Source organism: Flavobacterium sp. MR2016-29, from assembly GCF_015350695.1.
Classification (GTDB): Bacteria; Bacteroidota; Bacteroidia; order Flavobacteriales; family Flavobacteriaceae; genus Flavobacterium.
This window is the reverse complement of record NZ_JADKPU010000004.1, coordinates 246,118-268,371: the sequence shown is the minus strand read 5'-3', so window position 1 is coordinate 268,371 and position 22,254 is coordinate 246,118. Positions and strand designations below refer to the sequence as shown.

At 34.3% G+C, this 22,254-nt stretch carries 14 protein-coding genes; 2 read left to right on the top strand and 12 right to left on the bottom strand.

Features of this window, described 5'->3' with window-relative positions:
- Window position 1 precedes the first annotated feature (1 nt).
- On the bottom strand, window positions 2–862 hold the full coding sequence (locus IR010_RS11870; protein ID WP_194604063.1) for a cyanophycinase: 861 nt from the start codon (window positions 860–862) through the stop codon (window positions 2–4).
- A gap of 35 nt (window positions 863–897) precedes the next feature.
- Window positions 898–1,350 carry an Lrp/AsnC family transcriptional regulator gene (locus IR010_RS11865; protein WP_029273007.1) on the bottom strand — a complete coding sequence of 151 codons (453 nt, stop codon included), beginning with the start codon at window positions 1,348–1,350 and terminating at the stop codon, window positions 898–900.
- A 223-nt stretch (window positions 1,351–1,573) separates the two neighbouring features.
- Between IR010_RS11865 and rocD the strand changes: the two genes are divergently transcribed.
- Both rocD and IR010_RS11855 read left to right on the top strand, forming a co-directional pair.
- A complete protein-coding gene (gene rocD, locus IR010_RS11860) occupies window positions 1,574–2,827 on the top strand; it encodes an ornithine--oxo-acid transaminase (protein ID WP_029273008.1) in 1,254 nt (417 codons plus the stop codon).
- Between the two features lie 252 nt (window positions 2,828–3,079).
- The gene (locus IR010_RS11855) at window positions 3,080–3,535 is read left to right on the top strand and encodes a DUF1810 domain-containing protein (RefSeq protein WP_029273009.1); all 456 of its coding nucleotides are present in this window, start codon (window positions 3,080–3,082) and stop codon (window positions 3,533–3,535) included.
- A gap of 321 nt (window positions 3,536–3,856) precedes the next feature.
- On the opposite strand, the gene IR010_RS11850 is transcribed toward IR010_RS11855, so the two are convergent.
- From IR010_RS11850 to IR010_RS11805, 10 genes are all read right to left on the bottom strand, one after another.
- The gene (locus IR010_RS11850) at window positions 3,857–5,251 is read right to left on the bottom strand and encodes a RagB/SusD family nutrient uptake outer membrane protein (RefSeq protein ID WP_194569205.1); all 1,395 of its coding nucleotides are present in this window, start codon (window positions 5,249–5,251) and stop codon (window positions 3,857–3,859) included.
- Window positions 5,252–5,262: 11 nt separating this feature from the next.
- The gene (locus tag IR010_RS11845; RefSeq protein ID WP_029273011.1) at window positions 5,263–8,247 is read right to left on the bottom strand and encodes a SusC/RagA family TonB-linked outer membrane protein; all 2,985 of its coding nucleotides are present in this window, start codon (window positions 8,245–8,247) and stop codon (window positions 5,263–5,265) included.
- 459 nt (window positions 8,248–8,706) lie between these two features.
- Window positions 8,707–9,618 carry a cysteine synthase A gene (gene cysK, locus IR010_RS11840; protein WP_194604060.1) on the bottom strand — a complete coding sequence of 304 codons (912 nt, stop codon included), beginning with the start codon at window positions 9,616–9,618 and terminating at the stop codon, window positions 8,707–8,709.
- Window positions 9,619–9,665: 47 nt separating this feature from the next.
- On the bottom strand, window positions 9,666–10,925 hold the full coding sequence (locus tag IR010_RS11835; RefSeq protein WP_194604057.1) for a YeiH family protein: 1,260 nt from the start codon (window positions 10,923–10,925) through the stop codon (window positions 9,666–9,668).
- Between the two features lie 112 nt (window positions 10,926–11,037).
- Entirely contained in the window at window positions 11,038–12,651 is a 1,614-nt protein-coding gene (locus tag IR010_RS11830; RefSeq protein WP_194604055.1) for a sulfatase-like hydrolase/transferase, read from the bottom strand.
- A 112-nt stretch (window positions 12,652–12,763) separates the two neighbouring features.
- A complete protein-coding gene (locus IR010_RS11825) occupies window positions 12,764–13,480 on the bottom strand; it encodes a rhodanese-like domain-containing protein (protein WP_194604053.1) in 717 nt (238 codons plus the stop codon).
- A 78-nt stretch (window positions 13,481–13,558) separates the two neighbouring features.
- Complete coding sequence (locus IR010_RS11820) at window positions 13,559–14,620, bottom strand: sterol desaturase family protein (protein ID WP_029273016.1); 1,062 nt, start codon at window positions 14,618–14,620, stop codon at window positions 13,559–13,561.
- Window positions 14,621–14,860: 240 nt separating this feature from the next.
- The gene (locus IR010_RS11815) at window positions 14,861–16,777 is read right to left on the bottom strand and encodes an arylsulfatase (protein WP_029273017.1); all 1,917 of its coding nucleotides are present in this window, start codon (window positions 16,775–16,777) and stop codon (window positions 14,861–14,863) included.
- Window positions 16,778–16,807: 30 nt separating this feature from the next.
- Window positions 16,808–18,280 carry a RagB/SusD family nutrient uptake outer membrane protein gene (locus IR010_RS11810; protein WP_194604050.1) on the bottom strand — a complete coding sequence of 491 codons (1,473 nt, stop codon included), beginning with the start codon at window positions 18,278–18,280 and terminating at the stop codon, window positions 16,808–16,810.
- Window positions 18,281–18,295: 15 nt separating this feature from the next.
- Window positions 18,296–21,421: a SusC/RagA family TonB-linked outer membrane protein gene (locus IR010_RS11805; protein WP_194604047.1), complete on the bottom strand. Its 3,126-nt coding sequence runs from the start codon at window positions 21,419–21,421 to the stop codon at window positions 18,296–18,298.
- Window positions 21,422–22,254 lie beyond the last annotated feature (833 nt).

Genomic DNA, 22,254 nt, shown 5'->3' with positions numbered 1-22,254 from the left:
GTTATTTGATATTAAATTTTTGACCAGCCGTGTAAATGCTCATTTCCAGTTTTTCAATTGAAATCAAATTGTTTTTCTTGGATTTTGAAACTCCTTTTGGATTTCGAACCACAATAACTTCGCTTTCGCCAGCCACTTCAATCTGATTATTTCGAACAATAATTGCGGTACTCTCATCAATACCAATTCCAGTTAAATCAGGAAATTCAACCAATGCCGAAAGTAAGCGATTGTAACGGTTTCTCTTTAAAAAATGCTGATCAATAACGGCTGTTTTCAGTAATCCTAAACCTTCAGAAGTTTCTAAATTATCGTATCGAATATTGTCAAAAGTACCTGAATATTCTTTTTGAAGTTTTTGATTTCCAGTAATCATTTTTTCAGACATTACAGCTGCGCCCGCACTCGTTCCAGAAATCGTACTTCCGTTTTCATACGCTTTTTGTATCGCTGTTTTAACTGGAGTATTGTTTACAACCGCCATAAATCTGGTTTGATCGCCACCGCTTATAAAAATAAGTTTTGCTTTTTGAACCGAATCTGTGAGAACTTTATTTTGAGCTGTTGCGGCAGTGAAATTCAGCATCACAATTGGGTTTGATGTGAGTTTTATCATTTGAGTTTTAAAAAAGATAAACGCACTGTCTGGTTCCTCACTCGACATGGGTAAAACCACGATATAATCTTTTTTGTTTAATTCGGCTGTAGCCAAAACTTGTTTCATTAAATCATCAGAACGATTTCCGCCGCCAATGATAAATAATTTTCCTTTTGGATTTTGTGCCTGAAGTAAGCTGCTCACAACTAGGAGTGAGGCCATCATAATTTTTTGCAAAGAAAATGGTGAAAAAAGGTTTTTCATGGGTGAAGTTTGACGTAATTAAAACTGATTTCTAATTATAATGTGATGTTTCTTTTAAAAGCACAGCCCAATTCAATGATAGAATCAGTTTTGGCAATTCCGGGGATGCTGTCGATTTTCTCGTAAAGAATTCTTCGCATATGTTCGTGATTTTTTGCAATAATTTTGATGTACAAAGTGAAAGAACCTGTTACATAATAACATTCGGTAATTTCAGGAATATCTTTTAAAGCTTCGATAATACGATCAGAATCAGAATCTTTATTCAATGTAATACCGGTAAAAGAAGCCCAGTCGTACCCAATATTTTTTTCCTGAATAATGGGTTTAATACCTGCGATTACGCCTTGTTCGATCATTCTATTAATACGCTGGTGCACCATCGTATTTGATATTTTCAAATTGGCAGCAATTGCAGAAAAAGCCATTCTTCCGTCTTTTTCCAATTCCTTAATTATATTAATATCAAATTCGTCTAATATTTCCATTCCTTTATATTGAATTATAATTTCTGTTTTTAAGATTCATAAAAGTAATTATTTTTTTTAATAAAAGGCGATTAAGCCGTATTTATCCAATTTTTAGAATTGATTTTTTTAAAGTATTAAAAGTTTAATTTGACTTATTTAGTTAATTAAAAAGTCAAAATATTGTTTTTTATGCTTTAAATTAATATTTTTTGATACTTTTGTACTTTAAAAAATACAGATCATGATTCAAACAGAAAAAGGACTTTCATCAAAATCAGAAATTTTGATCGAAAAAGAAAATAAATATGGAGCTCATAATTATCATCCGCTTCCGGTTGTATTAGAAAGAGGAGAGGGTGTTTATGTCTGGGATGTAGACGGGAAAAAATATTATGACTTCTTATCAGCTTATTCTGCGGTAAATCAAGGTCACTGTCACCCAAAAATTGTGAAAGCGATGGTAGATCAGGCACAAAAACTAACGCTGACCTCTCGTGCTTTTTACAATGATAAATTAGGAAATTATGAAGAATTTGTAACCAAGTATTTTGGTTTTGACAAAGTACTTCCGATGAATACCGGCGCAGAAGCTGTTGAAACAGCATTGAAAGTCTGCAGAAAATGGGCTTATGAAGTAAAAGGTATTCCAGAAAATCAGGCGCAGGTTATTGTTTGTGAAAATAATTTTCATGGAAGAACAACAACAATCATTTCATTTTCTAACGATGAAACTGCCCGTAAAAATTTCGGTCCGTTTACGGATGGATTTATAAAAATAGAATACGACAATCTTGAAGCTCTTGAAAAAGTTTTAGAATCGTCTAAAAATATTGCTGGATTTTTGGTTGAACCAATTCAGGGAGAAGCTGGAGTTTATGTTCCGTCAGAAGGATATTTAGCGAAAGCAAAAGCGTTGTGTGAAAAACATAATGTTTTGTTTATTGCAGATGAAGTTCAGACCGGAATTGCGCGCACCGGAAAATTATTAGCCGTTCATCACGAAAATGTACAGCCGGATATTTTAATTTTAGGAAAAGCCATTTCTGGCGGTGTTTATCCGGTTTCAGCAGTTTTATGTAATGACGAAATTATGAATGTCATTAAACCAGGGCAGCACGGCTCTACTTTTGGAGGAAATCCTGTTGCGGCGGCTGTTGCGATTGCAGCTTTAGAAGTTATAAAAGATGAAAATCTTGCTGAAAATGCAGAACGTTTAGGAATTATTTTAAGAAAAGGATTAAATGAAATTGCAGAAAGAAATAACTTAATTACACTTGTTCGCGGAAAAGGTTTATTAAATGCAATTGTAATTAATTGTGGAGAAAACTCAGATCTAGCTTGGGAAATCTGCTTAAAATTTAGAGACAACGGATTATTGGCTAAACCAACTCATGGAAATAAAATTAGATTGGCACCGCCATTAGTAATGACAGAAGCTCAAATTCACGAATGTCTTGAAATTATTGAAAAGTCATTAAACGATTTCAGATTATAAAATAAAATTAAACATTTAAACAAACAGCTGCAAGATTATTTCTCTTGCAGCTGTTTTTATATAATTTCAATAATGCAGGTATAAATTATGTAACAAACGACATAAATTATATAAAATTAAATTGAAGATCAGAAGTAGTTTTGAATGTCCTTATAAGTGAAAATAAAATTGAATTATAAACATCAAATTTATGTTGAAACTGCGCGGGACAGATACCAAAAACCTGAATTATAAACTTAATGTAATTTAACCATGTCGTACGCAAATAATGATATAACACGTTTTTTAGATGCACAAAACAAACTTTATCTAACTGCTTTCTCAGAACTTAAAAAAGGGAAAAAACAAACGCACTGGATGTGGTTTATTTTTCCTCAAATAAAAGGTTTAGGGAAAAGTACTATTGCTAATTATTATGCTATCGCAGATGTTAAGGAAGCAGAAGCTTTTCTAAATCATCCTATTTTAGCAAAGCATTTAATTGAAATTTCACAATTACTTTTAAATTTTAAGACTAAAAAATCTATTGAGACTATTTTAGGAGAATTGGATGCACGAAAATTACGTTCTTCAATGACTCTTTTTTCTCAAACAGAAAATGCTCATCCGATATTTCAGGAAATATTAGATACATTTTATTCAGGTTATGCAGATCCAATAACATTAGCGCTTACAGCATCAACTGTAGAAATTGCTATGGCTTCATAATTTAATTAAGCTTTTTAAAAAATAAAAATTATAGATTTTATATTAATTTTCAACTTTACTTTTTTTTATAAAATCAGCAAAAAAAACCATTCATGGGGGTGAATGGTTTTTTTAGTTTATATAAGTTCCGGATTAACTTCCGTGATCTTGATTTTCCGTAATCTTTTTGTTCGTATCCATGTCTCTTAAAGGAATTGAGAAAACTGCATTAATTCAGAACTATCTCCATTGCCTATTAATATTCAACTTTACTTTTTTATAAAATGAGCAAAAAAAAACCATTCATACATGAATGGTTTTTTAGTTTATATAAGTTTTGGATTAACTTCCATAACCTGGGTTTTGTGTAATCTTTTTGTTCGTATCCATTTCTCTTAAAGGAATTGGGAAAACTAAAGTAGGATCGTTGTAAGGAATTAGTAATGAACCATTTCCGTTTACATCAATAGATCCTTTTGTTCTCTTTAAATCGTGAATAGCAAAACCTTCCATACCTAGCTCTAATTCGCGTTCTCTTAATATAGTTGGCAATGTTAATACTGCAAAATTTACAGCATGAGCACGGTCTCTAATTAAATTGATATCATTTAAAGCAGTATCTCCAACAGCAGTTCCTAATCTAAAGTTAGTTTCAGCTCTTATCAAATACATTTCAGCCAAACGAATAATACCTACATCTCCGTATTGATTTGTATATTTTGAAGTCAATAATCTTCCGTTGTCTTCGTTTACGTAATTAAAATTAGCTCTAACGTCATTATCAGGATCATCAAATTTGTTAAGGTAAGTACCTCTAAGTTCAATATCACCCCCACGGCCTCCGTTTCCTTCAGACGCGTACATTACTACAATTTCATTTTCTCCTGTTTGTTTTGTAATTTGAATTGCAAAAATATCTTCGCTTTGATTTTCATCATGATTAAATGCATTTGCATAATTCGTAGACAATGCTCTTCCGCTGTCCTCAATTACTTCACTTGCAGCATCTCTTGCAGCGGCATAATTTTGCTGTTGCAGGTATACTCTCGCCAATAAAGCCTTTGCAGCATATTTATCAGGATAAAAACTGTTTTCTGCAGGAAGTCCGGCATAAGCATCGTTTAATTGTTTGATAATTAAAGCATAAACTTCTTCAACACTGCTTCTTTCTGCAGACAGGTCAGTATTAAAATCATAAATAGCTTTTGGTCTGATAATAACACCTAATTGTGTATTTTGTTTTCCTGCCTCATATGGCAGCGCAAAAAAGCGAACTAAATCAAAATAAGCTAATGATTTCAAAAAGTTAGCCTCAGCTACCATTGTTGTTCTTTTCTCTTCACTAGATACTTTATCTACATTTTCGATAACTGTATTTGCTGCATTAATGATTTCGTAGTTACGAGCATAAATTTGTCTCACAAAAGCATTGTCTACCAATACAGATTTGGTATACATTTGTCTAAATTCTGCATAAGTTCCTCTCCATCTAAGATCAGTTGTACTGGTTACGCCGGTTTGTGCCATCAAATCACCAGATACCAAACTTCTTCCTCCAAAAACATCAGCATCTGCGGCAATTGCATACGCTCCGTTTAAAATGTTTATAATACCAGTTTCAGTACTCAAAGTAATTTGTGAATCCTGATTTTGTCTTGGTTCTATTTCTAATTCATTTTCACAACTTGATATAAAAGCTGTGAAAAGTATAAATAAGATAAATTTATATGATTTCATTTGTGTCATTTTTAAAAATTAATATTTACACCTAAAGCAACTGTTCTAGCAGGAGGAGCAGAGTAGAATTCTTCTCCGATTCCCGTATCATCTCTTCTGGCTTCAGGATCATAACCGTTGTAATTTGTAAAGGTTAAAAGGTTGACACCAGTTGCATAAAAACGAACACTGCTAATTCCAGCATTTTTTAATGTAGTTTTCGGCAGTGTATATCCTACTGTAAGGTTTCTTAAACGAATAAAATCAGCTTTGTCAAGGTATCTTGTAGATTCACCTGTTCCGTTGCTTCCGTATAATCTCGCTTGCGGTACATTTGTGATATCACCAGGATTTTGCCAGCGGTTTAACTGATCAGTAGTTTGGTTATCAAAATAATCTGCTGCTGCTGATTGGTATTTTCCAGCAGAGTTATAAATACTTGCTCCCCATTCTCCTTGAAAGGTAAATGAAAAATCAATTCCTTTATAATTTATTGTATTTGTCAAGCCAGCCATTAACTCAGGGAACGGATTTCCAACAATAGTTCTTTTAGCTTCGCTGTAATCATTAGTTGTTGATTTGTCTAATGTTCCATCAGCATTTACTGTGTTTTTATAATATAAAGCATCTCCGTTAGCAGGATCAACTCCAGCATATTCAATTAAATAGAAAGATGAAATATTTTCTCCAACTCTATTAATAGTGAAAGTAGAAACAATATCTTGGCCATTTGGCATTGATAAAACTTCAGATTTGTTAGTTGTTATATTAAAACTAGTATTCCATTTAAAGTTTTCATTGTCAACGTTTCTAGTATTTACTGTAAACTCAAAACCGCTGCTTTTTACTTTACCAATATTTTGATTAATTGTTGTAGCTCCAGAGCTAATTGCTAAAGGAACAGCAAACAATAAACCATCAGTAGTTTTGTCATAATAATCTGCTTCGATGCTGATACGGTCAAATAAACCGAATTCTACACCAAAGTCTACTTGAGTTGATTTTTCCCAAGTTAAATTGTCATTTCCAGCCTGATCAAAAGTAAGCCCTGATTTTAGATTGTAAGGATCAGCACCGTATAACTGACGTGATGCAAAGTTACCAATTTCAGCATTTCCTAACTTACCCCAGCTTCCTTTTAATTTTAAGAAAGATAAAGTTTTGTTGTCTTTTAGGAAACTTTCTTCTGAAAGAATCCAACCAGCAGAAAACGCTGGAAAAATTCCGAAACGCTCATTTTTTCCAAAACGAGAAGAACCGTCACGACGAATACTTGCTTTAAACAAATATTTATTGTCGTAAGAATAATTTAATCGGCCAAATTGAGACACAAAAGTGTAGTTTGTTTCATTTCCAGCACCGGCATTAACTTCTGCTCCGCCATCAATTGTCTGGAAAGAATCATCTGGGAAATAAATACTTGTAACAGATTGGAATCTACGGCCATATTTGTTGAATTCCATACCTGCAACGGCATTAACGCTGTGTTTTTCAGCAAACACTTTGTCGTATGTAAGGTAGTTACTCCAGATATAGGTTTCATTGTTTACAGAAGTTGCATATACTTCACCATCTGTTGCCATAAATGGAGCATTTTTACCTTGCCAGTAATCTTCTGTTTGAGATAAAAGGTCGTATGAAAAGTCTGAATTGATTTTTAAAGAAGGTATAATTTGGTATTCTGCAAAAACTTTACCTGTAACTCTTCTCATAACCGTTTTCCAAAAAGAATTATCAGCCGCTAACAAATAGTTGGCATATAGTGTATTTGGATTAGCAGTTCCGTCCTCTAAACGAGCAGGAGATAATGGCGATTGTGCAACAGCCTGAAGTGGTGTAGTAAAAGAGTTGTCATCTTGAACACGATCGATTACCGATCTTGAAAAGCTTAAATTCATTCCGATATTGAATTTATCAGAAACTTTGTGCGATACATTTGTTCTTGCTGTAATTCTTTCCAATTCATTGCTGTCAATAATACCAGTAGTATTATTATAAGCACCAGAAAAGAAATATTTTGTTTTTGCATCGCCTCCAGAAGCAGAAAAATCTACATCTGTTGCTAGACCAGTTTGAAAAGCTTGATCTTGCCAATCTGTATTTACAGCTCTATTTCTCCAGTCAGTTCCCTGAGCAAGAAAATCGAAAGTGCTTTCTGCCTCTGCAGCATCACCAGTTCCGTTGATAGAAGCTTCTGTAAATAAGTCAATATATTGATCTGCGTTAAGCCATTTCTTTTTATGAGTAGCTTCGCTGACACCTTGAGACATGTTAAGAGAGAAAGTTCCTTTTCCGTCTTTACCTTTTTTCGTAGTGATAATTACAACTCCGTTTGCACCTCTCGCTCCATAAATAGCAGCTGAAGAAGCATCTTTTAAGACATCTATCGATTCAATCTCATTAGGACTTAGTGTAATTAAAGGGTTTGTTGGCGCACCATTAGTAGATTCGTTTGAAGTAACTAACGGAATTCCATCTAAAACATATAAAGGCTGAGTTCCTGCACTAATACTTGCAGCTCCTCTAACTCTAATGTTCATTCCTCCATCAACTTTACCATTTGTTTGTGTAATTTGAACCCCGGCTAATTTACCAACTAAAGCATTTTGTACGTTGGCAACGGGAACTTGCTGAATATCTTTTGCAGTTACTCGGGCAATATTATCTGTTGATTTTCTTTTAGTTTGTGTTCCATATCCAACAACTAAAACAGCTTCTAGTTCGTTTGATGATTCTTCAAGAGTAATCGTCATTGAAGCTCTTGCTGGAATTTCTATTGTTTTCATTCCTAAGTATGAAATTACTAATAGCTGGCCACTTTTTGCATCAATTGAAAATTCACCATCAAAACCAGTTTGTGTACTTTGTTTTGTTTCTTTTACAATAATATTTGCTCCAGGTATCGGAAGCCCTCTTTTGTCTGCAACTATTCCAGTTACTTTAATTTCTTGCGCAATTGTTAATTGAATAAATAATACAAATAACATTACCAAAAAACTCTTAGAATTAATTTTCATGTGTTATCACGTTTTGGTTAGTGTTTTCCAAATATCTTAAATTATTGTTAAGTTTTAAGTGTTTGTTAACAATAAATATAACACAATTGAGCACTTTTGTATTATTTGCAACATTGATATTGAATAATGGGATTATTTATAATAATTACGTGTTTTTATTGTGTATTATTTAATTATAAACTTGATTGTTCTTATTAATTGTGTTGATTTAACAATTTTAGTTGTATAATTACGATGTTTTGTGATTTTAAATTAAATTTTCCGCAATATGAATTTATTAAGAAACCAAAAAAGCGATTGTTCGGGAAAACAATCGCTTTGGCTGTAATTACTTAAAATATCAAAAAAAGTAATTATTATTCATAATTTAATTACTGCAATACATTTCATAAATACTGTTATTGTTTTTGATCTTCATTTTCTTTCAGGTTATTTTTTTGTAAAATTATTTTATTACATCTAGTCAAATAATTCATCTACGGATAAATATCTTTCTCCTGTATCGTAATTAAAAGTAAGAATTACTGAATTTTCTGGAATATCCTTTAATTTTTTTGCAATAGCAGAAAGAGATGCTCCAGTCGAAATTCCAGCAAAAATGCCTTCTTCCTTGGCTATTCTTTTTGTAAAATTGTACGATTCATTTTTATCAACCGTTATAATTTGATCTACATATTCACGATTAAAAACTTCTGGAATAAATCCTGCACCAATTCCCTGAAAAGGATGAGGCGCCGGCAAACCACCACTTAAAACAGGAGACAGGGCAGGTTCTACAGCAAATGTTTTAAGATTCGGAAAATGCTGTTTTAAAATTTTTGAAACTCCAGTAATATGACCGCCAGTTCCGACGCCAGTTATCAAGTAATCAATGCCATCTGGAAAATCTGCTAAAATTTCTAAAGCAGTAGTTTTTTCATGAATTTCAACATTTGCCTGATTTGTAAATTGCGATGGCAAAAACGAATTTTTAATAGTTGCTGTCAATTCTTTGGCTCTTTCTACTGCTCCAGAAGTTCCTTTTTCTCTTGGCGTCAAAACAAACTCAGCACCATACGCATTCAAAATTCTTCTTCGTTCAATGCTCATCGATTCTGGCATTACCACAATAACTTTATAACCTTTAACTGCGGCCACTAGTGAGAGCCCAATTCCTGTATTTCCCGAAGTTGGCTCTATAATAGTGGTTTCTTCATTTATAAGTCCCTTTTTCTCTGCATCTTCAATCATGGCCAAAGCAATTCGATCTTTGATGCTGGATCCTGGATTTGATTTTTCTAATTTAATCCAAACCTCATGCGATTTAAAAAGCTTGTTTAATCTGATGTGAGGCGTGTTTCCTATAGTTTCTAAAATGTTTTGATATTTCATATTGATTTTGATATTTTTAAAATAGTTAAAATTCGTGGCAAAATGTTTTATCCAAAAAGTAAAAAAGCAATAATCAAAGTCACAATAACATTAAACAGCTGTGCAATTAAAAAAGCAAATAATGGTTTTCTGCTGTTGTTTTGAAGTAAATCTTTAAAGTTAGTTTCTAAACCAATGCTAGTGAAGGCAAGTGCAAACCAAATGCCCTGCAAATTCTTTAAACTGTCTTTTACAGAATCTCGAACTTCTGGAGCAATTAAAAAGGAGAAAATTAAGGAAGCACCAATAAATCCGATAACGAATTTTGGAAAACGTTCCCAAATAACGCTTAAAGTTGGTTTTGATTCCACTGCTTCAGCTGATTTGTTGTGCGTATATGTCCAATAAACGGAAATGGCAAAAGCGGCAATTCCTAACAAAACATTTTGAGAAAATTTAACAATGGTACTAATTTTCAAAGCTGTTTCTCCAACCAAAGTTCCAGAAGCCACAACGGCCCCGGAGGTGTCGATACTTCCTCCGAGCCAAGCGCCAGTTACTTCTTCAGGAAAATTAAAGAACTTGGCGATCATCGGCATGAAAATCATCATTGGTATTGCCGTGACCAAAACAATCGAAATTACATAAGATAATTTTTTCGAATCGCCTTTTATTGCGCCAGAAGTGGCAATTGCAGCAGAAACACCGCAAATAGAAACAGCACTAGAAATCATCATCGTTAATTCGTCGTCGACCTTTAATTTTCGACAAAGCCAAAAAGCAAAATACCAAACGGATAGAACGACAATTAAAGCCTGAATTAATCCTAAAGAACCTGCTTTTAGAATATCAGAAAAAATCACACTTGTTCCCAATAAAACCAATCCGATTTTTACAAATACTTCTGTAGAAAGTGCGGCGCGAAACCATTCGGGAAGTTTGAAGAAATTGCCAATCGCTAAACCAATGATCAAACTAAAAATAACGGCTTCTAAATTAATAGATTTTACAGCTAAATTTCCAGCCAGAATAAGTGCAATCAGCATTAAAAAATACACTATTGGAAAAGTAAAAAGAAAATATTTAACCGATTTTCCAATTAAAAAAGCGCCTATAGTTCCAATCGAAATCAGATATAAAAATTGAATTAAAAGGATTTTAAGGTTTTGATAAGTAAAGACTTTCGTTTTTAAATCAGTACTATTCGACCAGCTGAAAACGGGAACGTCAGGTAGAAATACAAATAGCGAAATTCCGATGATTAAAAACCCGAGAATTACCACCGTCCAGTCTTCGTGAATATTAAATTGTTTTGGTTGAGTTGACATTGTATGTTTATTTCCTGCAAGGTTTTCAAAACCTTGCAGGTGTTAGTTTTATTAAATAAAGCACTTTAATAATTAGTCCTATAAGGTTTTCAAAACCTTGCAGAACATCTATTTACAAATCGACAAAGTATTTTTGTTTGCCAAAATCAAATTCATAATGCGTTAAATTAGGCCATAAAGGTTTTATAAGACCTTTTTCCCAGTTTTGCAGGGCAACATGCAATTCTTTTACTTTCTCTGGATTTTTTAGGGCTAAATCTGTAGTTTCCGATTTATCTTCTGCCAGATTATAAAGCCATTCTTGATGCGTTTTTCCACTGATAATCAATTTCCAATCACCGCTTCTAATGGCTTTTGCATCGCCTGAACGCCAGTATAAAGTTTTGTGTGCTTCTGTATTATTGTTTACAGTGCTGATCAAATCTACGCCGTCATAAACGCGGTCTTTTGGTAAACCAGAATGGGTAACTGCTGCAATGGTGCTAAAAATATCTAAAGTACTTACTGGCCATTTGTAAACAGTGTGCGGCTTGATTTTTCCCTTCCACGAAAGTGCAAACGGAACATTTACACCGCCTTCAAAATGAGAAAATTTACCGCCTTTTAACGGTGCGTTTGTTGTTGCAAAAGTATAATCGGCGCCACCATTGTCGCTGGCAAAAATAATTAAGGTATTTTCTTCTAAACCTTCTTTTTTAACTTTTGCTCTGATTCTTCCAATTGCATCATCAAGCGCACTGATCATGGCAAAATAAACGCGTTTGTTTTCATCTTTTACATTCGGAAAACGGTCGTAATATTTTTTACGAACCTGAAAAGGCGTGTGCGGCGCATTAAAAGGAACATACAATAAAAAAGGTTTGTCTTTATTTTTATCAATAAAGGCTTCTGCTTCGTCAGCAAATGTTTCGGTTAGATAGGCTTTATTATGTACGATAGTGGTATCGCGGCGAATTTGACCAATTCCCACACGGCCATTTCCCCAAATCATTTTATCTGTAAAATCTTTATGATGGTGATTGATAATATCGGGATTATCATCTTCTGGCGTGTAAAGCGAAAAGGCTTGATAAAATCCGTAATGATAATCGAAACCGCGATCTAAAGGAAAAAATCCTTTATTGTGACCCAAATGCCATTTTCCTATAATTGCCGTGCTGTAACCTTGTTTTTTAGCCAAGTCAGCAAAAGTAATTTCCGATTGAGGCAAACCTTGTGTGGCTATAGACGCTTCATTTGGATATTCGATTTTGTCATTTAATCGCCAATTATTGGTATTAATTAAATATTTAAAAGCATAATATTCTAAATTGTTTTTTGGGTAACGATCGCCTGGCTGAAACTCATGCCCAAAACGTTCCTGATAACGGCCAGTAAGCAAACCCGCGCGTGATGGCGAACAAATGGAAGCGGAAACATAACCATCTGTAAAAGTTACTCCAGAAGCGGCCAAAGAATCAATGTGAGGAGTGGGAGTCGATTTCCCCCCGTATAACGAAATGTCATATTTTCCTAAATCATCAGCTAGCAGAATGATAATATTTGGCTTTTTTTCGGTTTTTGAAGTATCTTTTTGCGCTAGAAATGTTGCTTTTCCTTCGGCTAATTTTTGATTTGATTTAATCAATGTTCCATCTGTATTGATTGGCCAGAAAAGAAAAACAGCTATTATAAAAAGAACAATAACTATTGAAAAAACAGTCTTTTTTGTTTTGGATAAAGCCATAGATTTTGTTTTTATTGAGGTAATGAATAGTCTTAGTTTGTGTCTAATTTTTAAACACATAAAACCATAGATTTTAAAAAGTGGCTGTTTAATTTTTTTTTATGTTTTAAAATTAATTATGTGCTAAAGCCACATTAACATCGTTTTTTAAATCGCCTAAACCATCTTTTTTGAAGATAATTTTGCCATTTTGATAAAATATCAAAGTAGGGAAGACCTTCACCGTTTTTAAGTCGGCTATGACTTGCGGACTTTCTTCTAACTCAATTTGAATGATTTTTAATTTCTCTCCATATTGAGTTCTGATATCTTCTAAAATTGGTTTTACCGTTTTGCAGGTAGCGCAGTATTTTGAACCAATGTCTACCAAAACGTAATTATTCTCAGCAATTATTTTTTTGTATTCTGCAATTGATAATTTACTTTTTAAATTGGTATAAAATGGTTTTCCGCCGCCAATCCAGCTTGCGATACCTCCGTCTAAAATATAGACTTCAGAAAAACCTTTTTTAGATAATTCAGTTGATAAAAGACCACTTCTGTAAGCGGCAATAGAATAAATAAATACCGGTTCTGATGGATTTAAAGCGGCTACAGCTTTTTCGAAATTATCTGATTTGGTGTTAAAATTTAAAGCACCTTCAATATGGTTTAATGCAAATTCTTCAGGACCTCTTGCATCAATTATCTGTGGATTTTTTTGAGCTTTAATTTTTGCATAAAAGGCATCTAACAAAACTACGCTCGAACTTTTTTCTTGAGAAAAACTTATAAAAGTGAAAAGCAAAATCAAGGCTGTGATGCTTTTTTTGAGTATTTTATTTTTCATAATGGTATAATTTGAATAAAAGTGGCAGTGTATTCACTTTAATTAGAATACACTGCCTGTCTTTATTTTATTTGTATTTTAAGATTGAGCCTGTTCATAATAAACAGGACTCGGTTCGATAATTTCAGCTTTTGCTTTTAGCGGAAGCGACAATACACCTTCGGCCAATGCACTTCCTTCTTTTTTAGATTTGAATATTGGCCACAAAAATTGTGCATACCATTCTTCTTGTTTGTATGATTTTGTTCCGTATGATTCTGGAAATTTTCTGGTAATTAAACCTGTTCCGAAGATTACGTCCCAAATGAAAAACATGTTTCCGAAGTTTCCTTTGAAATGCCCAACACCGTCGCCGCTTGTATCTGCATGATGCGCGTGATGCGTAGCTGGAGTAGAAATTAAACGCTCTAAAACCCATGCAATTGGGTGTAGCACTCTGTATTTGTAAAATGGTTTATCCCACGCAATACTTGAATGCGCTCCTAAAGTGATGAAACTTTTGATAACCAAAACAAATAAAGCCGGCAATCCTAAACCTAAATAAGTTAAAGTGGCAGTCAAATAAATTTGAGAAAAGAAAACTGTATAAATAAAGTTTTGTCTAGAAGCCATAGCCATTCCCATATATGGAGCCGAGTGATGCGTTCTGTGAAAACGCCACAAAAACGGAACTTGATGGTGAAGCCTATGATACCAATATTGCGTTAAATCGTCGGCAATTGCGATTAGGAAAAAGCCTCCCCAAAACGGAACCCAAGAAAGTGCATTAGCCAAATTAGGAACTAAATAAGGCAAAGCAGTCAAGCTGAAAAAAGCGATTACTGGCGGTAAAAGCAATTTTGGAGCCAAGAAACAAATGATGTCTATCTTGCGTTCTTCGCCTGTCCATTCGTCATCGTATAAACCTGCTGTAAATTCGATCACGCCTAAAACCAGCATAAAAACGGTTAATCCCCAAGTTCTTATATGCTCAAAAGCGGGTTTTGCAAATTCTAAAAATGCTGGTAATGAAATATGTGATTCGCTTACCAAATTATTGCTTAATTTAAAGTAAAGGAAAATTGCCACCACCGGCAAAGAATATATAAAAAGACTAATTAGTAAATCTCTTGTCAGTTTTTCTTTTTGAACTATTGCCATGATTTCTTATTTTAAAAATTGATTAATTAATGCTAAACCTCCCGCTAATATGACTAACGGAACTAAAAAAACGATCGCACCAACGATGATTTTTTTTCCTATAATTTCATAGTCTACTCGTTTCATATCTTTTTGATTTTAAATATGTTATTGTAAAAATAAATAATTAACTGTTAATTCTATAGATTTAGTAGAATTTTATTTTTATTTTTTTAATTAATTTGTTAGGATTCTTTATTTTTAATTGGTGCTTGCTGGTTTAGTAACTTGCTTAGCCAAATCTTGCAGCGTTTTTCCTTTATCAGCTCCTGTATTGTGTATTCTTCTGTTATAGACATCTTGCCAGTCGATTAACGGATAAACGTTGTTTTCTTTAGCTTGTTCATCAAACAGTTTTTTAAGCTCTGCTAATTTTTCTGGATATTTCGCGGCCAAATTGTTACGCTCGTTAAAATCTTCGTTGAGGTTGTACAATTCCCAAACATCTGCATCAAAATTGCTTTCTGCAGGTTTTTCGTTTTTGCCAAAAGCTTTTTTTACAGCAAATGAATCTGGTAAATGCGCTGCACCGGCTTTCCATCCATCTTTATAAATTGCTCTGTTTCCAAAAATGTAGTAATATTGAACTTTATGCAGTGATTCTGCTTTTGCATCAGTCAGAGAACTATATAAAGAAGAGCCTTGAATAATATCCTGTTTTACATTTTTAATATATTCTGGAGCTTTAACTCCTACAATATCCAAAGTTGTTGGAAGTAAGTCCGTTACATGGCTGTATTGATTTCTGATGCCCCCTTTTTCTTTAATTCCGTTTGGGTAAAAAACTATCAGAGGATTGTGTGTTCCTCCTTCAGATTGTGCATCTTGTTTCCAGTTTTTAAAAGGGACATTTGTTGCCTGCGCCCAGCCTAAAGGATAATTTGTATTTAAACCTTTTGGCGTTCCGATTTCATCAATGTTAGCTAGGTTTTTCTTCAAATTTTCGTCGTCAGATGTTCCTTGAGAAAACAAACTTTGATTGATAGTTCCTTCTGTAGTTCCTTCTTTGCTGGCTCCATTGTCACCAATTGCTAGAAAAATAACAGTATTGTCTAATTGATTTGTTTCTTTTAAATAAGTAACCACTCTTCCAATTTCGTAATCGGTATAAGTCAAAAATCCTGCGTAAACTTCCATAAATCGAGCATAGACCTTCTTTTGATCTGGAGTCAGTTTTTTCCAATCTGTAATCAGCGGGTTGCGTTCTGGCAAAACCGCATTCGCAGGAATTACGCCCAATTTCTTTTGGTTCGCAATAACTTCTTCACGATAAGCATCCCATCCTTTGTCAAATTTTCCTTTATACGGATCACTCCATTTTGTGGCTACTTGATGTGGTGCGTGTGCTGCTCCCGGCGCATAGTACAAAAAGAATGGTTTTCCTGGCGCGGCTTTTTGCTGTTTCTGAATATAGCTTATTGCTTTGTCTGTAATTAATTCATTTAAGTGGCGTCCGTCAGGTTTTACGTGAACTTGATCTTCAACTAAATCAGGATTATATTGATCCGTTTGAGAACCTAAGAATCCGTAGAAATGATCAAAACCTTTTCCGGTTGGCCATCTGTCAAACGGACCCGCATCTGTAGCATCTTCGTCTGGTGTAACTCCATATTTACCAACAGCAAAAGTGTTGTATCCGTTTTCACGTAAAATCTCTGCTATAGTTCCTTTATCCGATGGAATTCTGCCGTCCCAGCCTGGAAAACCTGCTGATAAAATGGTGTGTGAAAACCCGCTTACATGAACTCTTCCTGAATTTCTTCCGGTCAATAAAGCAGCGCGTGTAGGAGCACAAATGGCAGTTGTATGAAAGTTGGTGTAACGTAAACCATTATTAGCCAATTGATCAAAAGTTGGAGTTTGAATTAAACCCCCAAAAGCACTTGAAGCTCCAAATCCTACATCATCTAATAAAATCCAAATTACATTGGGTGCACCTTTAGGCGCTTTTACCGGTTCTGGCCAATATTCTTTAGAATCGGCTAAAGTTTTACCGACAACACCTTTAAATTCTTCAGGTTTATTTTGGCTAAAGCCGAACTGCGCAATTAGTAGCGCAGTAATCAAAAGCCCTTTTTGCGGACTTTTGATGGTACTGTTATTTTTAAAATTTTTCATAATTCAATAGTTTTTTGGGTGTGGTTGTTGTTAATATCCAGGGTTTTGTGGTAAACCTACTGGATCAATATTTCTTTCACTTTGTGGAATCGGATATAAATTATTTCTTTCTGAAACAGAATTTTTAGCCGTGACTTTTTTCACTTCTGTAACCAAAGTTCCCCAACGCACTAAATCGAACCACCTTTGTCCTTCTTGAACAAATTCTTTTTTGCGTTCTTCCTGAATTGCAGCTCTAAAACCAGCTTGCGTTAAACCCGCTAAGTCTACAGTTGGATCTGGAGTTGTAATGGCTTTGCCAAAAGCTCTTCTTCTTACTTGATTAATCACTTCATAAGCTTCAGGAGTTGGTGCACCTTGTTCGTTTATGGCTTCCGCCAAAGACAATAAAATGTCTGCATAGCGAATAATTGGAAAGTTTATTGCTACGTTTCCTGGAGTTGCCAGATTGGTTAAATCCAGATACTTTTTGAAAATTGGTTTCGGAAAAGTATATAACGTTCCAGTTGTTGGATTAAGCAGTTGTTTGGCATAACTCACATCTCTTCTTGTATCTCCGGGAGCATAAATGTCATAAAACAAGGCCACGTCTGAGATAATATCTGCTGGCTCTGTAGCCGTAAATCCTGTAAAAGAAGTAGATTGAAAAGTACTACCGCTTGATCCGTTTCCGGCTTGATTAGGCTCAAACTGAACAGAGAAAATGTGCTCTTTTCCGTTCTTCTTAGTTTTTGTAAAAATGTCCTGAAAACTTTCGAATAAAGCATATCCGTAACCTCCGTTAATTACTTGTCTTGCTTTTAAAATAGCATTTGGGTAATCCTTTCTGGTCAAATATACTTTTGTTAAAATGGCTTTTGCTGCTCCAGAGGTGGCACGGCCAGCATCGGCTGCAGTGTAAGTTGCAGGCAAAGCTTCGGCATCATTTAAATCACTAATAATTTGAGTATAAACTTCATCTACAGTTGCTCTTTTTGATTTTAAATTTTCTAATTGAATAGAAGTTGGCTCGTGCAAAACAATTGGCACACCGCCCCAAAGTCGAACGGCCTGAAAATAAAGCAATGCTCTGATGAATTTTGCTTCAAGAATCAATCTGCTTTTTACAGCATCAGTTCCTGCTGCTTTTGGAATATTGTCTATAGCAACATTGGCTCTGTTGATTCCAGCGTAAATTTGTCTCCAGGCAACCTGAACGCGATCATTAGTAGCGTCATGTGTTAATGCGCTCATTGCTCGTACCTGAGGATTTGTTGCAGAAACTCCAGCAGCAGCATAATCAGATCCCATGTCTGTCAGGAAATAAAGATTTCTGCCAAATAAACTTTGCTCTCCCGGATCAAGGCTTAAAGAGTTATAAACTGCAGTTACACTTGCAATAGCATCATCTTGTGTTTTAAAGAAGTTTTCTTCGGTTACAAAAGAGGTTGGTGTTACCTCAAGGTCGGTGCACGATACAAAGAGTCCGGCACTTAAAAGGAATATTATGATAATCTTTTTCATTTTATATTTTTTTACTTAGAAAGTTACGTTCAAGCCAGAGATGAATGTTTTTGAGTTTGGATAAGAACCAAAATCAATCCCGGGATACAAGTTGTTTTGTTCGTATGAACTTACCTCTGGATCATAACCAGTGTATTTTGTCCATGTGATTAGATTTTCTGCAGAAACATAAAATTTCACGCTTTTTGTTCCCAATTTTTTAGAAACACTTTTTGGTAAAGTGTAACCAAGCGTGATTAATTTTAATCTTAGGAAAGAAGCGTCTTCTACATAACGCTCAGAAACAATTCCTAATGGAGAACTTGTAGCTCTGGGAACCTCATTGCTTGGATTTGTTGGCGTCCAGCGATCTTCTAATGTAACATTAGCATTGGTTCCAAGTGTAGAAATTTCTAATTGCTGATTTAAGGCGTTGAATATTTTTCCGCCGTAAGATCCTTGGAAAGAAAAATTCAAATCAAAATCCTGATATGAAATTGTGTTGCTGAAACTTCCAACAAATTTTGGTTGAGAGCTTCCAAGATTTCCTTTGTCAAGGGCTGAAATAACACCGTCTCCATTTGTGTCAACATATTTTCTGTCTCCCACTTTTGTATTTGCAAGACTGTTTATTTTTGGCTGTGTATTTACTTCTTCCTGAGTCTGGAAAATTCCGTTTGTTCTATATCCCCAGAAAGTTCCTAAAGGCAATCCTACTTTTACTGTAACAGGCTGTTGCTGTAATAATGAACCGTTTGGCACTACAGGAAAAAACTGATCAACCCCATTTCCAATAGAAACTACTTTATTTCTGTTGGCAGAAAATACAATGTTTGAGTTCCAAGAAAAAGTTTCTGTTTTTACGTTTTCAGTAGTTAAACCAACTTCAATACCTTTATTTTCAACACCTCCAATATTCTGCAATACAGTCGCATATCCTGAAGTAAGCGGTACTGGAACGCTGATTAGCAAATCGTTTGTTTTTTTGTAATACACATCAAAGACAAAATTGATTTTTCTGTCTAATAATGATAAGTCTAAACCAACATTATATTGATCTGTTTTTTCCCATTTCAAATCTGGGTTTGCAAGGCGGGTAGGAGCTAGTCCTGTGTATAAGGTTCCTCCAAAAGCATAATTTACAGATCCCATTGAGGCTAATGAAAGATAATTTCCAATTTCCTGATTTCCTGTTGTTCCAGCGGTAATTCTAAGTTTAGCTTCGGTTACGCCTTTGATGTTATCAGCAAATTCTTCATCTGTAATATTCCAAGAAAAACCTGCCGAAGGGAAATACCCCCAAAGTGATTCAGATCCAAATCTTGAAGAACCATCCGCACGTGCAGAAAGTGTAAAGTTGTATTTTCCTTTATAAGAGTAGTTAACTCTTGCCAGCCATGATTTTAAGACACTTTCAAAAGCATCACTATAGGGTTTTACTGCAACACCATCCTGTAAAGCATTGTACGTATTGGCATCATTAACAAAAGTGTTTGAACCGGCATTCACCACTTCGCCTTGCGTGTATTGAAGAGTATAACCGCCTAAGGCAGAGAATTTATGGTTTTCGCCAAAGTTAGTATTGTAATTCAATGTGTTTTCATTCAGTACAGAACTTACCAATCGATCTCCAACAGAAGCAAGACCTTTTGTTCCCGCACCATTTGTTGTGTTTGCAGGCGCATAATAGTTTTGTTTTGTATTGATTACGTCACCGCTTACCGCCACTTTCGCAGTAAGTTTTTTAGTGATTTTATATTCACCAAATAAACTGGTTAAGATTCTGTTGATCTTGGTTTCGTTGGTGGTATTTTCTAAATCATTAATCGGATTTGGAACATAACCGTTAACAGAAGTTGCGTAGATATTATTCGTTACATTATAGCTTCCGTCAGCATTTTTAATCGGAACAACTGGAGCAGTTAATACAGCACTTACTAAAGGATTTGGGGTTCTTCCTCCGCTTCCGTTAGTTCCTACACCATTTGAGATTGAATTGCTGTAATTAGCGTTTACACCAAATTTGAAATTCTGAGAATAATTTTTTTCATAATTAATACGAAGCGATATTCTTTTAAAGTCAGATCCCAAAACAATTCCTTCCTGATCAAAATATCCTGCAGAAACTGCATATCGAGATCTGTCGTCGCCTCCAGAAAATGACAATTGGTGGTTTTGAACCGGAGCTGCCGTTCTAAACGCAGCAGATTGCCAGTCGTAACTTCCTGATGTTTTGAAAGCTTCAATTTGTGCTGCCGAAAAAGAGGGAGCCTGACCAATACTCGCCTGAACATCATTGCGCAAACTTGCCCATTGGCTTGCATTCATCAAATGTAATTTTTTAGAAACATTTTGAAAACCAAAATAACCTTGATACGAAATATTATCCTGTCCCTTTGTTCCTTTTTTAGTTGTAATAATCACAACACCATTTGCGCCACGAGATCCGTAAATTGCAGTTGCAGAGGCATCTTTTAAAACTTCAATAGATTCGATGTCGCCAGGATTTATAGTCGACAATACATTGACAGTAGCACCAGAGAAAGAAACACCGGCTGTACTATTGTTATTGTCGTTATAAATTAAGATTCCGTCAACTACATAAAGCGGTTCATTACCTGCTGTAATTGAGTTTCCTCCTCTAATACGTACGCTTGAAGATGCGCCAGGACGGCCTGAACTTTGTGTAACTACCACACCAGGAATAGCACCTCTTAAAAGGTTATCTGCCGATGAGGTTACTTGAGAGAGATTTGCTTTTGGAACCGAAGCTACAGAACCTGTAATGTCTTTTCTCTTTTGAGAACCATAACCTACAATTACCAATTCATCTAATTCTTGGCGTTCCTCTTTTAGACTGATTGTAATTGGATTTTTTTCTACAATTACTTCGGCTTTTTTATATCCAATGTAACTTACAATCAAAGTATAAGGAAATTTCTGTCCGGTTTGAAAATAAAATTTTCCTTCTGCATCAGTCTGTACGCCGTGAGTTGTTCCTTTAATTACAACTGAAGCGCCTATAATGGGTTGATTTGTAACGTCATCGACAACTGTTCCGTCAAGTTTAGATTGAATAAGTGGCGTTGTATTTTGGGCATTAATTCCTGCCGTCAGGAGCAGGAGAAATAGTAATGAGTATATTTTAAAATTTTTTTTCATTTCTTTGTACTGGTTTAAATAATTGACAAGGCGCCTTGAAAGTTGATTTTTCAACTCTCTAATTGTTTCCTTGATTTAGTGATAAATTTTCTTTAAGCCTCGCCATTTCTGTTGCCGCAGAAATGGCTTTTTTTATTTACAGCAACAGCTTTGCATATTTTTCATTTTAGTTTTGTTTAGTTGTTAATTATTTTTTTTTGGAATTTATAGCTATTGTTTCAAAGATCTCTTCAAGGCAAATGCATGCATTAAATAGACTTTTGGAAATTTCGATAAAGTATAATTGGTAATGAATTTTTTAGATGTTCGTTTGTTGATTTCGATTTATGTAAAAGAGAAAACCGATTCTAAACGAAAAAAATTGCTGTAGGGTTTAGCAACAGAAGCACATATAACATAAGTTGTTATAAGTATATTTTTTTGGAAGATTTAAATACGATATGCTTTCGGTTGTTTTCAAAATATAATTCTTTATGATTTTAAATATTATTTTAAACTCTACTAATCCTATAGACAAAGTTAATTTTAATATAATAAAAACCAAAAAAAACTTTATTTTTTTTTAAAGAAAAAGAAAATAAGATTAAAAAGTAAAGTAATTTATGTTTCTAAGTAATTTATTATCAATGTTTTGAAGTATTTTTTAAACCCGAACAAATGTTAATTTTTTTGATATTGAATAGTAAGAAATGTAGTATTTTATACTTATTTTTTAGATTTTTAACTTCCTATAAATCAAAAAAATAGAATTGAAAACGTCAGGAAAAAGTTAGTTTGATATTGTAGAGCAGTTTTTTAGATGAAAGTAGATCTGTTTTTGAAGTTGATTTTGA